Annotated in this window: 10 protein-coding genes and 1 pseudogene; 3 read left to right on the top strand and 8 right to left on the bottom strand. The window is 72.0% G+C overall.

Annotation, left to right across the window (positions count from 1 at the left end; genetic code table 11):
• Positions 1 to 30: 30 nt before the first annotated feature.
• The 7 genes from IF12_RS0102675 to IF12_RS0102640 form a co-directional block, all read right to left on the bottom strand.
• On the bottom strand, positions 31 to 798 hold the full coding sequence (locus IF12_RS0102675; RefSeq protein WP_030144718.1) for an isoprenyl transferase: 768 nt from the start codon (positions 796 to 798) through the stop codon (positions 31 to 33).
• A 201-nt stretch (positions 799 to 999) separates the two neighbouring features.
• A complete protein-coding gene (locus IF12_RS0102670; RefSeq protein WP_030144717.1) occupies positions 1,000 to 2,823 on the bottom strand; it encodes a phosphoenolpyruvate carboxykinase (GTP) in 1,824 nt (607 codons plus the stop codon).
• Positions 2,824 to 3,454: 631 nt separating this feature from the next.
• Entirely contained in the window at positions 3,455 to 4,009 is a 555-nt protein-coding gene (locus IF12_RS0102660; RefSeq protein WP_030144716.1) for a hypothetical protein, read from the bottom strand.
• A 102-nt stretch (positions 4,010 to 4,111) separates the two neighbouring features.
• Positions 4,112 to 4,774 (bottom strand): hypothetical protein, encoded by a 663-nt coding sequence (locus IF12_RS0102655; protein WP_030144715.1) that lies wholly within the window; start codon positions 4,772 to 4,774, stop codon positions 4,112 to 4,114.
• Positions 4,775 to 4,786: 12 nt separating this feature from the next.
• A complete protein-coding gene (locus IF12_RS0102650) occupies positions 4,787 to 7,576 on the bottom strand; it encodes an FtsK/SpoIIIE domain-containing protein (protein ID WP_030144714.1) in 2,790 nt (929 codons plus the stop codon).
• A gap of 218 nt (positions 7,577 to 7,794) precedes the next feature.
• Positions 7,795 to 8,562: a hypothetical protein gene (locus tag IF12_RS0102645; protein WP_030144713.1), complete on the bottom strand. Its 768-nt coding sequence runs from the start codon at positions 8,560 to 8,562 to the stop codon at positions 7,795 to 7,797.
• Positions 8,563 to 8,574: 12 nt separating this feature from the next.
• Positions 8,575 to 8,841 carry a hypothetical protein gene (locus tag IF12_RS0102640; RefSeq protein WP_197034573.1) on the bottom strand — a complete coding sequence of 89 codons (267 nt, stop codon included), beginning with the start codon at positions 8,839 to 8,841 and terminating at the stop codon, positions 8,575 to 8,577.
• Between the two features lie 236 nt (positions 8,842 to 9,077).
• Here IF12_RS0102640 and IF12_RS0102635 point away from each other — a divergent pair, with 236 nt between their 5' ends.
• From IF12_RS0102635 to IF12_RS26450, 3 genes are all read left to right on the top strand, one after another.
• Positions 9,078 to 10,361 carry a PhoH family protein gene (locus IF12_RS0102635; protein WP_030144711.1) on the top strand — a complete coding sequence of 428 codons (1,284 nt, stop codon included), beginning with the start codon at positions 9,078 to 9,080 and terminating at the stop codon, positions 10,359 to 10,361.
• A 69-nt stretch (positions 10,362 to 10,430) separates the two neighbouring features.
• Positions 10,431 to 11,135 (top strand): lytic transglycosylase domain-containing protein, encoded by a 705-nt coding sequence (locus tag IF12_RS0102630; RefSeq protein ID WP_030144710.1) that lies wholly within the window; start codon positions 10,431 to 10,433, stop codon positions 11,133 to 11,135.
• Positions 11,136 to 11,213: 78 nt separating this feature from the next.
• Positions 11,214 to 11,885, top strand: a complete 672-nt coding sequence (locus IF12_RS26450; RefSeq protein ID WP_030144709.1) for a hypothetical protein — start codon at positions 11,214 to 11,216, stop codon at positions 11,883 to 11,885.
• Positions 11,886 to 11,978: 93 nt separating this feature from the next.
• Here IF12_RS26450 and IF12_RS27115 read toward each other — a convergent pair.
• A pseudogene (locus tag IF12_RS27115) lies at positions 11,979 to 12,458 on the bottom strand (DUF998 domain-containing protein); the annotation flags it as partial.
• Positions 12,459 to 12,586 lie beyond the last annotated feature (128 nt).

The raw sequence follows: 12,586 nt of genomic DNA, 5'->3' as shown, positions 1-12,586 counted from the left end.
ACGGAGCTGAGCCGCGGGCTTCGCCCGCGGCTATTTGCCGTAGCGGCGGTCTCGGGTGGCGAAGGAGCGGACCGCGCGCAGGAAGTCGACGCGCCGGAAGTCCGGCCAGTTCGAATCGCAGAAGTAGAACTCCGAGTACGCCGACTGCCACAGCAGGAACCCCGAGATGCGCTGCTCGCCGCTGGTGCGGATCACCAGGTCCGGGTCGGGCTGGCCGGTCATGTACAGGTGGCGGGCGATCGAGTCCGCGTCGAGGGCGTCCGCGGCCTCTTCCAGGCTCGCCCCCGCGGCGGCCTGTTCGAGCATGAAGGCGCGCACGGCGTCGGCGATCTCGCGCTGGCCGCCGTAGCAGACGGCCAGGTTGACCTGCATCCCGAGCTTCTCGGCGGTGCGCTGCTGCGCGCTTTTGAGGGCGGCCTGGTGCTCCTCGGGGAGGAGATCGAGGGCGCCGACCATGCGCAGTTGCCAGGGCTGGTCGTCCTCGGACAGCTCCCCCGCGAGCTCGTCGATGATGTCCAGGAGCGGGTTGAGCTGGTCTTTGGGCCGGGAGAGGTTCTCGGTCGAGAGGAGCCAGATGGTCACGTGCTCGACGCCGAGCTCGTCGCACCAGCCGAGGAAGCGCTCTATGTGCTTGGCGCCGGCGCGGTGGCCGTCGTTGGGGTCGGTCAGGCCCATGTCGCGGGCCCAGCGCCGGTTGCCGTCGACCATGACGCCGATGTGCTTGGGCAGGGACTGGCCGGTCAGCTCGCGAGCGAGCCGACGCTCGTAGATCCGGTAAAGCAGGTTCGAGATCGCCACAACCGGCAATTGTAGGCTCCCCCGATTTAGGGTTCGCACGCTTCACCTCGGGTGCCGGTCCGCCGTTCGCGAACCTCGCCTCGGGCGGCGCCGCGCCGCTCGTGCACTTCGCCCCGTCAAGCGGGACAGCAGACCGGGGCCGGGGTGCGCGACACCCCGGCCCCGGTTTGCGGTGATTCGCGTTCGCGTTGCGCGCCAACCCTACTGAACGTCGAGGCGCTGCTTGAGCGCGTCGAGTTCGCTCCAGAGCATGGCCGGGAGCTTGTCGCCGAAGCGGGCGAACCAGTCTTCGACGAGCGGGACCTCGGCGGCCCATTCCTCGTGGTCGACCAGGAGGGCGGCCTTGAGGTCGGCCTCGGCGAGGTCGAGGCCCTCGACGTCGAGCGACTCCGGGGTCGGGCAGTACCCGATCGGGGTCTCGACGGCCTCGGCGCGGCCTTCGAGGCGCTCGACGACCCATTTGAGGACGCGGGAGTTCTCGCCGAACCCGGGCCACAGGAAGCGGCCGTCCTCGCCGCGGCGGAACCAGTTGACGTAGAAGACCTGCGGCATGAGCGACTCGTCGGAGGCGGCCTTGCCCATCTCGATCCAGTGGCCGAAGTAGTCGGCGGCGTTGTAGCCGATGAACGGGAGCATCGCCATCGGGTCGCGCCGGACCACCCCGACCCGGCCGACCGCCGCGGCGGTGGTCTCCGAGGAGAGCGTCGCGCCCATGTACACGCCGTGGACCCAGTCGCGGGCCTGCGTGACCAGCGGGATCGTGGTGGCGCGCCGCCCGCCGAAGAGGATGGCGTCGATCGGGACGCCGCGCGGGTCGTCGTACTCGTCGGCGAGGACCGGGCACTGCTTGACGGGCGTGCAGAAGCGGCTGTTCGGGTGGCTGGAGGGCCCCTCGGACTGCGGGGTCCAGTCCTCGCCCTTCCAGTCGATCGCGTGGTCGGGCGCCTCGCCCATGCCCTCCCACCAGACGTCGCCCTCGTCGGTGAGGGCCACGTTGGTGAACAGGGTGTGGCCCTTCTCGATGGTGCGCATGGCGTTCGGGTTGGTCCGGTAGTCGGTTCCGGGCGCGACGCCGAAGAAGCCGTACTCGGGGTTGGAGGCCCACAGGCGCCCGTCCTCGCCGAAGCGCAGCCAGGCGATGTCGTCGCCGAGGGTCTCGACCTTCCATCCGGGGATGGTCGGCTCCAGCATGGCGAGGTTGGTCTTGCCGCACGCGGAGGGGAAGGCCCCGGTCACGTGGTAGACCTTCCCTTCGGGGCTGGTCATGCGCAGGATGAGCATGTGCTCGGCGAGCCAGCCCTCGTCGCGGCCCATGACCGAGCCGATGCGCAGGGCGTAGCACTTCTTGCCCAGCAGCGAGTTGCCGCCGTAGCCCGAGCCGTAGGACCAGATCTCGCGGTCGTCGGGGAAGTGGGAGATGTACTTGGTCTCGTTGCACGGCCACGGCACGTCGGTCTGGCCCGCTTCGAGGGGCGCGCCGACGGAGTGGAGGCAGCGCACGTACTCGGCGTCGGTCCCCATCCTGTCGAGGACCGACGCGCCCATGCGGGTCATGATGTGCATGGAGGCGGCGACGTAGGCCGAGTCGGTGAGCTCGACGCCGAACATGGGCTTCTCGGCCTCGAGCGAGCCCATGCAGAAGGGGACGACGTACATGGTGCGCCCGCGCATGGAGCCGCGGTAGAGGCCGGTCATGGTCTCGCGCATGTAGTCGGGCGCGGTCCAGTTGTTGGTGGGGCCGGCGTCCTCGGGGTCGACCGAGCAGATGAAGGTGCGCCCCTCGACCCGGGCGACGTCGTCGGGGTCGGTGCGCGCGAGGAACGAGTCGGGCTTGGCCGGGACCGGCACCAGCGAGCCGAACGCGACGAGTTCGGAGGTCAGCCGCTCCCATTCGGCCCTGGTGCCGTCGCACCAGACGATCTGGTCGGGGTCGGTCAGCGCCGCGACCTCGCCGACCCAGGCCACCAGCCCTGCGTGGCTGGTGGGCGGATCGGTCAGTCCGGTCGCGGGTTCGGCGGCTTCGATGCTCACGGTGGCTCCTTCGGTGCTCTGCTGTCGATGGGCGCTGGTTCCAAGGCACTGGCTCGACGGCACTGGTCGCCCAGCGCTGACGCGGGCGCTCCGGCCGGGGCCGGTCCTTCGGACGCTACGGGAACCCGCGCGAGCGCGCAGGGACTCGTGCTCGATTGATCGGACGTTGAGCAGGGCCTCTCCTAGCGGTTTCCCAGAGTTTGCGCATTCAAGCTCGAAACGATCACAACTACTTGCCCTTCATGCTTTACCGCTCAGTAGCGATCATCATCGACGGCGTTCGAAGAACGCTCGCAACTAATGCGATCGGTTTCGATCATGGAACGAGCGCGTTAGATCGTTGTCGCAGAACGGTTACGGGCGTGCACCGCGCCCATTCGCCGCGAATCACCGCGCGAGGGTGCGACTTGGGCGAAGATGCACAGCAGCAACACAGGGACGAATCGTTGGAGAGGTCCATGGCGCACCGTGAACCGCAGCCGCACTCGAACCGGACCAGGACGGTGGCCGTCGGCGTCGCCGTCCCGGTCCTGATCCTGGTCGCGATCGCGGCCGTCTACCTGCTCCTGCGGTGAATGAAAAAGGCGGGGACGTCAGGCGTCCCCGCCGGTCGAAGCATTCGGGTCTAGACCGACGGCCCCCGTCGGCGCAGCTCGTCCACGCTGACCATCGCCTCGCGCAGCTCCTTGAGCCAGTCCTCGGCGTGCTGCTCGACCAGGCGCACGCACCACGCGAGCGCGTCCGAGCGCGAGGCGGCCACCCCCGATCCGACGAGCGTGTCGAGCACCAGCCGCTCGGGCTGGCGCAGACGCGTGGTCACCGGCAGCGACTGGTGGGTGAACACCATCGTGGTGCTCCCGCAGCGCGCGCCCCACGAGGACTGCCGGTGGTAGCGGTACTGGAGCTGCTGCGCTATCTGCACCCGCATGTCGCGGGTGGCCTCGCGGAAGCGGGAGATCCGGCCCTCCTCGGTCGCGGCCCGGTCGGACTCGGTCGCGTCGGCGGGGTGGTCGGGGGTCGGCAGGGGGCAGATGATGATCATCTCGTCGCGGTCGACCGTCACCTCCGGCATCCCGGCGATCCAGCCGTCGGGGACGATCCCGTAGATCCACGCCGGGGCGTCGTCAGTGGACGGCAGGGGTCCGTAGTGCCACGAGCCGGTGTCGTCGTTGGCGGCCATTGACGGGTCTCCTCACGTTTCGATGACGCTCCAGGTGTACCCCATCGAGGCAAGCCGCACGAACCGAGGGCGTCGCCGAAGAGGATAAACCGCCCGGCGCCGTCACAGCCCGCGCATGAACACGCCCGCCAGGGCGCACACCGCGACCACCGCCGCACCGACGCACGCGAGGGTCTGGCCCGGCCGGGGCCGGACCCGGTACTGCCACGACAGCCACATCCCGAGCACGAGCGGGCCGGTCGCGAGCCCGAGGAAGAGCGTCATGGCCGCCGCGCCCTGGCGCACGGCCGAGTCCTCGCGCAGGATCCACAGGGCGACCGCGACGGCGAACGCGCCGATCCCGGCGCCGATCACCGCGGCGGTCGCCTCGGTGTGCCGGGGCGCCTCGATGGGCAGTTCACCCTGGCGGGCGAGGTCCAGGAGGCGACCGGAGCGTTCGAGCCGGGCGCGCACGCGTTCGGTGTCCGGCGCGGGGTCGGGGGCGCCGGGCGCGGGGGCGGCGCCGGTGCGGCGGTGGCCGACGAAGTCGCCGAGGGACCGCCAGAGGCCGCCGGCCGCGGCGTCGGTCTCCTTGACCAGGGCGGCGGCCTCGGCCGCGGTCCGGTCGGCCCCGTCGCGGGCGGCCCTGGCGGCGGCGACCGCGGCGGCGAGGCGTTCGGTCTCGGCGCGGTAGGCGGCGTCGGCGGCGCGGATCTCGGCGTCGGCGTCGGCGCGCTCCTTCAGGTAGGCGGCGAGGGCGTCCTGGTAGTCGGTGTCGGTCGGCATGGCGCCTCTTCTCTATGGCAGGTCGAGGACGGCCTCGGGCCTGGGCAGCATCGCGGCGGTGCGGTACGGGATGACGACCTGCGGGGCGCGGTGCCGGGCGCGGTCGAAGTACAGGCCGCGCCGCTCGCGCGGGTACCAGGCGGGGCCGCCGCTCGCCGGCGAGAGCGGGGCGAGTTCAGGGCCCTGCACGTCGAGGGCGAGCCAGGCGTCCACGGCGTCGAAGCGGGCCGAGAAGCCGCCGAGGTCCTCGCGCAGGCGCGGCACCGACCGCCACCAGCCGAGGGTGTGGAGGTGGCGTTCGGGCCCGTCGATGAGCATGGCGCGCAGCCCGGCGCTCTCGGGGGCGTCGAGGCGCGCGGAGCCGGCGTCGACGGCGTAGACGAGGTTGAGGCGCAGGGTCCCGTCGCAGCGCGATTCCCAGTCCTTGCAGAGCGAGCCGAGGTCGTCGTGCCAGTCGACCTCGGCGCCTTCGGTTTCGAGGGCGGCGGCGAGGGCGAGCGCGGAGGAGGCCGCGTCGGGTTCGAGGCAGCAGAGGTCGACGCCGACGCGCTGGCCCCGGGCCGCGGTGAGGGCCGCGGCCGCGAGCACGTCGGCGGCCTCGGTCGCGCGGGTGCCGAGGACGGCGAGGTTGCGGCCGGGGGCGCGGTGGAGGGCGAGGGCGGCGCCGCGGGAGGCGACGTCGATGGTCTGGCCGAGCAGGGCGGTCTCGGGCGGCGGGGCGGCGTCGGTGAGGTCGGGGACGAGGTCCCCGTCGAAGAGCGCGGGCGGGCGGTTGGCGGCGGGCCTGGCCTCCCAGAGGCGCTGCTGGAGGGGCTCCCAGGCGTCGGCGTGCCCGGCGTTGGGCAGGGCCACGGTCTTGTTGGCGCCGGTGTGGCCGGACTCGTCGTTGACGACGGCGTGGAAGCGGGGCACGGTGTCGGCGGCGTGGTTGTTCTCGGCGAGGACCCGTCGCGCCTTCGGGAGGGCGATGCGGAGGGTGAACTGGGCGACCAGGCTCGGACGGCCCCACAGGGCCTCGATCCCGGCGATGTCCTGGGAGGCGAGGACGAGGTGGATGCCCTGGCTGCGCCCGCGGCGGGCGAGGTCTTCGAGGAGCTGCACGGCCTCGTCGGTGACCGCGTCGCGCGCTTCGAGCAGGACCTGGAACTCGTCGACGACGGCGACGATGCGGGGCCAGTGGCCCTCGGGGTCGGCGGCGCGGAGTTCTTCGAGCTTGGTGGCCTCGTGGGCTTTGGCGGCCTCGGCGCGGCGGCGCAGCTCCTCCTTGAGGTGGCGCAGGAGCGCGAGGCCAAATTCGCGGTCGTCGTTGATGTTGACGCCGACCAGGCGCACGTGCGGGAGCCAGGTGGGGTCGCGGCGCCCGGACGCGAAGCGCGCGAAGGAGACGCCCTCTTTGAAGTCGAGGAGGTAGAGCGCGAGTTCGTCGGGGCTGTAGTGGGAGGCGAGTCCGGCGATCCAGGCGTAGAGGAGGTTGGTCTTGCCGGAGCCGGAGGGGCCGCCGACGAGGGCGTGGGGCGGGTTGTCGCCGAGGGCGAGCCGGGCGACGTCGCCGGCGGGGGTCTCGCCGATGGCGGCGCTGAGGCCGGTGGCGGAGGAGGCCGACCACAGACGCTGCGGGAGGAGGTCGACCAGGCGCGCGGGCTCCCTTCCGGCGCGGTGCTTCTCGGCGATGGCCTTGGAGGTCTCGGTGACGGCGGGCAGGGGCGGCGGGGGGTCGAGGCGGAGGGCGGTGTCGGGCAGGCCGGTGTAGCGGTTCGCGGTGAGGCGGGGCAGGTCGGCGGGTCCGGCGGTGTCGTCGCCGACGATGACGAGGTGGACGCCGGCGGCGACGCCGGTGCGGCGCAGGCGGGCCAGCTGGGCCTGGTCGTGGGCGGGCCAGGTGGCGAGGTCGGCATTGAGGAGCACGAGGACGCGCCAGGGCTCGGGGCGGCGGCCGGTGGCGGCGGCGAGGTCGGCGAGGGAGGCGTGCTCGCCGGCGAGCACATCGGCGTTGACACGGCGCACGGTCTCGACCAGGGAGTCGAGGGCCTCGCGGAGCCCGGAGGGGCCCACGGAGGACAGCAGTCCGGCCTTGCCGAGGGCCGCGAAGGCCGACAGGGACCCGCCGAGCTGCTCGGGGTCGTAGACGTGGAGGCGCACGAGCCCGGCGGGCACGGACCCGACCGCGCGCAGCAGCAGACCCGGAAGTGCTTGGGCCGCATCGGAATCGATGCGAATATGCGCCCGGTCGAGCAGCGGCACGAGCGCCGGGAGCGCAGTCGCTTCCATGCTCGGTGCGCCCGAGGCCGGGAAGGGTCCGGCACCGGCGAACGCGTCCGGTGCTTCGTCTTCCGGGATGGCGGTTCCGATCCGGACTGCGGTGTCGACAGTGGCGTTAGTGCTGGATGGAGGGAAAGAAGGTAGGAGCGAGGAGGCCGGGCCGGGAGTTTCGGAGGCTCTGTCGGCGATCTCGCCGATGCGGAGCCTCGGGGCGGGGCCCCGGCCGAGGGCGGATTCGGGCCGCCAGTCGGTCCACTTCGCACCGGCTGCGCCGGAGGCGGCGGCCGCTGCCGCCTTTTGAGCTGCCTCGTGGCCGCTTCGGACCGCGGCGGACTTGCGGGACTCGAGCGTGTCCATCATCTTCTGGTGGATGCCGCGCAGTTGCGTCTGCTTGCGGTCGGCCTCGTCGATGGCGCGCTTGGCATTGGCGTGTTCGGCCTCGGCCGCGGCGGCGGTCCGTTCGGCGAGGAGTCGGGCCTCGCCGCGGGCGCGGGCGAGTTCGTCGCCCATGGCCGCCACCAGTCGTCTGCGCCAACTGCTCATGTTCGGGCCTTCCGCTCGGTTCCGTGAGTGGTCATGGGCCGTCCACCGGTCCGCGCGGTCCGGGGCGACCATCGGCGCGCCGCATGGCCCGGGCTTCGCCGTTCGCGGAGACCCGCGTCAGAGCGCTCCTCGGACTCCGCGAGGCCGCTCCGCTCCCTCGGTTCGCGGGGTCGCGAACGCAGCGGCGCGGGTCCGGTCGGTCGTTCGGCGGGCACGGTTCACCGTCCTTCTCGCGGCAGGCGGTGCAGGGCCGCCACCAGGGCCGGGCCCACGGCCGCGGTGACCGCGGCGTCGTTCGACTCGGCGCCGCGCCCGAGCGTGCAGGCCGAGGCGAGGGCCGCGCCGATCTGGTCGGACTCGGCCTTCGGGACGAGCGAGCGGATCTTCGCGGCGCACTTGTCGCGCAGTTCCGGCACGTCGCGGGCGGTCGGAGTGCGGCCGAGGTGCTCGGCGGCCATGGTGCGCACGAGCGGCCAGGCCAGGCCAGGGAGCTTGACCCCGGTCTGCGGTCCGGCGTCGCGCAGGCGCTTGCAGTACGCCTCGGCGTTGCCGTCGCCCGCGGCTTTGAGCAGTTCGTTGAACAGGCGCGTGGGCGGGACCTGCTGCGGGTCGGGCGAGCCGGTGCGGTCGCACAGGTGGTTGATCCGGTCGGTCCACCACTGGCGCGGGTCGACCGGCGCGGCCTTCGGCGCCGGCCCGGTCCTCGGCGCCGACTGCGCGACCGCGCCCGCGGCGCCTCCGGCCCCGATCGCCTCCAGGTAGTCCTCGATCGCCTCGGCGGCCTCCCCGAGGCGGGTGCGCGCGCTGCCGAGGCGTTCCCGGGCGGCGCCGAGCCGGTGCAGGCCGATCTCGCCGCTCGACTCGCGCGAGGCCTCCTTGAGTTCGGCCTCCGCGGCCTCGAAGCACTGGTCGGCGGTGTCCAAGGCGGGCGCGGGGAGGTCGGCGGCCAAGGCCTTGAGGGTCCCGGCGAGGGCGGCGACGTCCACAGGGTCTCCGTTCTAGAGGGTCGCGGCGTACGCCTCGGCCTGCTCGGCGGCCGCGAACGTCGCGGCCAGGGACTGCTCCAGTTCGGTGGCGGCCTGCGCGAGCGCGGCCTGGGCGGTGGCGACGGCGTCGTGGCCCGACCCGGCGGTGACCGCGCCCAGGCTCCCCTGGGCGGACTCGATGTTCTGACTGGCGGCGGATATGGCGGCCTGGCCGTCGCGGACCTGCTGGAGGGCGGCGGCGATGGCCGACTTGAGTTCGGCGACGCTCACGGTTGACACGATGCTCATTCTCACTGAGAAACCGTCCACTTTCCGTGATCGTGAGATAACGCGGCGTGTCTGCTTTGTCGGATTTCCGACGCTGCCGTGACAACCAGTGTTGCTTTCGATGCATTTAGCGGTGGCGAAGTGACGCACCTCCCAACTAGAGTGTGAGTACCAACGGGGTAGCCTCGGCGACGCTTACGAGCCGTAACCGGGCGACGCCCCCAAACATCGACACCCGGGAGGCGACCGTGTCTACACAGCGCACTTACGTCCTCGACACCTCGGTTCTGCTATCAGATCCAGGAGCGTTCTCACGGTTCGACGAACACCACGTGGTCATCCCGCTCGTCGTAGTCAGCGAGCTTGAGGCCAAACGTCACCATCCCGAGCTGGGCTGGTTCGCCCGGGAGTGCCTCCGGCGCCTCGACGAACTGCGCATCAAGCACGGGCGCCTCGACCAGCCGATCGCCATCGGCGACCACGGCGGTTCCATCCGGGTCGAGCTCAACCACGTCGACACCTCCGGGCTTCCGGCCGGTTTCGCCGTGGACACCAACGACTCCCGCATCATCGCCGTCACCCGGGCCCTGGGCCTGGAGGGCGCCGACGCGGTGCTCGTCACCAAGGACATGCCGCTGCGGGTCAAGGCCTCCGCGGTCGGCATCCCCACCGAGGAGTACCGCCACGGGCAGGCGGTGGACCCGACCTGGTCGGGCATGGCCGAGCTGTCGGTGGCCGACGAGGTGATCGACGTCCTCTTCGACGGCGGCGAGGCCGACCTGCCGCACGACGTGGAGCTGCCCTGCCACACCGGGCTCGTGCTCAACGGCAACAGCTCCAAGGCGCTCGGGCGCGTCACCGTCGACAAGAAGATCCAGCTCGTGCGCGGCCGGGAGGCCTTCGGGATCCACGGCCGCTCGGCCGAGCAGCGCGTCGCCATCGACCTGCTGCTGGACCCCGACATCGGGATCGTCTCGCTCGGCGGCAAGGCCGGCACCGGCAAGTCCGCGATGGCGCTGTGCGCCGGGCTGGAGCAGGTCCTCGAACGCGAGCTGTTCAAGAAGGTCATCGTCTTCCGTCCGCTGTACGCGGTCGGCGGCCAGCAGCTGGGCTACCTGCCCGGCACCGAGGGCGAGAAGATGAGCCCGTGGGGCCAGGCGGTGTTCGACACGCTCGGGGCGGTCACCGACGACAACGTCATCAGCGAGGTGCTCGAACGGGGGATGCTCGAAGTCCTGCCGCTCACCCACATCCGCGGGCGCAGCCTCCACGACGCGTTCGTGATCGTCGACGAGGCCCAGTCGCTGGAGCGCGGCGTGCTGCTGACGGTGCTCTCGCGCATCGGGCAGGGGTCGAAGGTCGTGCTCACCCACGATGTGGCCCAGCGCGACAACCTGCGCGTCGGGCGCCACGACGGCGTCGCCAGCGTCATCGACGTGCTCAAGGGCCACCCACTGTTCGCCCACGTGACGCTCACGCGCAGTGAGCGTTCCGAGATCGCCGAGATGGTCACCAACCTGCTGGAAGGCTGACCGGGCAGCTCTGGCATGCTGTGTCCCGGGCGTCTGTGGACGGACGCCCGGGACACAGGAGTAGAGCGAATGATCCCACTGCTGACCCGTTACGGCGCGAAACTCGCCGCCGTGCTCGTCCTCGCACTGGGGGCCGTCATAGCCGTCAACGCCGTGACCGACGACCCTTCGGAGCTCGACGCCAAGCACCCCAGCCAGGCCGCCGCCGAACAGCAGGCCGAGGCGGAGTCGGCGTACCAGGAGGTCCGCTACCTGCACGTCAACTACATCGCCGAGACCGCCGGGGCCGACGTGTCGGTGAAGGCCGAGGCCGTCGCCGAGTACGCGCTGAGCAAGGCCGAAGGCCTCGACGGCGCCCAGGCCGACGCCGACCAGGCGGCCGAAGCGGCCGAGGAGGCCGCCGCCGCGGCGGAAGCCGAGGCCGCCGCGAACGCCAACCCGACCTCGGTCGCCATCCCCTCCAGCTGCGACGAGTACTCCGGCAACAAGGCCACCGGCTGCGCGCTCGCCGTCGAGCGCGGCTTCGACCTCGAGCAGGTCGGCTGCCTCGTGGCCCTGTGGAACCGCGAGTCCGGCTGGAACGAGTACGCCGCCAACGGCATCGGCGCCTACGGCATCCCCCAGGCCCTCCCCGGCTCCAAGATGGCCTCCGAGGGCTCGGACTGGGAGTCGAACCCGGTCACGCAGATCAAGTGGGGCCTGGGCTACATCGCCGGGCGCTACGGCACCCCCTGCTCGGCCTGGAACCACTCCGAGGAAGTCGGCTGGTACTAGCCTGAACGCACCGAGCCGGGGCGGGCCCACCGTCCGCCCCGGTCCGCTCCTCCCCCAACTCCCACCCCGGAGTCGCACATGCTCCCCCGACTGACCCGGCACGCCGCCAGGATCGCCGCCGTCCTCGTCCTCGCGCTCGGCGCGGTCATCGCCGTCATGGCCGTCTCCGACGACCCGGCCGAGGAGGACGCCGCCCACTCGAGCCAGGCCGCCGCCGAGCAGCAGGCCGAGGCCGAGGCCGCCTACGAGGAGATCCGCGGCCACCACCTCGACTACATCGCGGCCACCGCGGGCGCCGACGTGTCGGTCAAGGCCGAGGCCGTCGCCGAGTACGCGATGGACAAGGCCGCGGGCCTCGACGACGCCCAGGCCGACGCCGACCGGGCCGCCGAGGAGGCCGCGAGGAACACCAACCCGACCTCAGTGGATATACCGTCCAGTTGCGGCGAGTACTCCGGGAACCGCGCCACCGGCTGCGCGATCACCCTCGACTGGGGCTTCGACCTGGAGCAGTTCGCCTGCCTGGAGCGGCTGTGGACCAAGGAGTCGGGCTGGAACGAGCTCGCGGCGAACTCGATCGGCGCCTACGGCATCCCCCAGGCCTACCCCGGGTCCAAGATGGCCTCCGAAGGCGACGACTGGCAGACCAACCCGGTCACCCAGATCCGCTGGGGCCTGGGCTACATCGCCAACCGCTACAGCAACCCGTGCGGCGCCTGGGCGAAGTCCGAGGCCGAGGGCTTCTACTGACGGAGGCTCGGCCGCGGTGCGGCGCTGGAGGTAGCGGCCGACGACCACGAGCGCGACCAGCCCCGAGGCCACGGTCAGGCGCTGGAGCAGCCCGCCCATCTCCAGCCACCACGGGCGGCCGACGCCGAACCACTCGAGCACGTACGGGGCCGAGGTGAAGGTCAGCACCGCGATCGAGAACCAGCCGCAGACCTCCGAGGCGAGCGCGTTGCGCCGCTCCCCCGGTTCGTTTCGCCGCAGCCACCGGCCCAGGACGATCCCGAGGACCGCCATGGTGCAGAACGCGGCGAACGCCGCGTAGCGGTGCACGAAGTGGCCGGCCGAGAAGTGCTCCACGCCCATCGGGTCCGAGGGCACGATCGCCACGACGCTGATGAACGCGGCCCACGTGTACAGCGTCCACGGCAGCCAGCGCGGGGCGCCGGCGACGCGGGCGCAGAGCGCGAACGAGCAGCCGCCGAGGGCGAACAGGCCCAGTGCGACCGGCAGCAGCCAGCCGAGCGGCGTGTAGAGGTGGACGCTGACGACCGCGTAGAGGGGGTTGAGCCCCGAGGTCGCGTGGAGGACGAGCATGGCGACGAGTCCGGCGGCGAGGGCCGCGTACCCGGCGAAAGCGAATCCATTGAGGACTGACGTCGGATCGGGTGCCTGGGCCCGGTCGGCCCTGTTCCCCGCGGGGGCAAATGAAACCATGCAATAAG

Source organism: Glycomyces sp. NRRL B-16210, assembly GCF_000719515.1.
Classification (GTDB): domain Bacteria; phylum Actinomycetota; class Actinomycetes; order Mycobacteriales; family Micromonosporaceae; genus Glycomyces.
Note: the sequence above shows the minus strand (reverse complement) of the source record. Positions and strands in the feature narration are given on the sequence as shown.

Bases quoted from the DNA above. Each gene is read 5' to 3' on its own strand.
- IF12_RS0102655 (WP_030144715.1), bottom strand. From the start codon at position 4,774: ATGCCGACCGACACCGACTACCAGGACGCCCTCGCCGCCTACCTGAAG.
- IF12_RS26450 (WP_030144709.1), top strand. From the start codon at position 11,214: ATGCTCCCCCGACTGACCCGGCACGCCGCCAGGATCGCCGCCGTCCTC.
- IF12_RS0102630 (WP_030144710.1), top strand. From the start codon at position 10,431: ATGATCCCACTGCTGACCCGTTACGGCGCGAAACTCGCCGCCGTGCTC.
- IF12_RS0102660 (WP_030144716.1), bottom strand. From the start codon at position 4,009: ATGGCCGCCAACGACGACACCGGCTCGTGGCACTACGGACCCCTGCCG.
- IF12_RS0102650 (WP_030144714.1), bottom strand. From the start codon at position 7,576: ATGAGCAGTTGGCGCAGACGACTGGTGGCGGCCATGGGCGACGAACTC.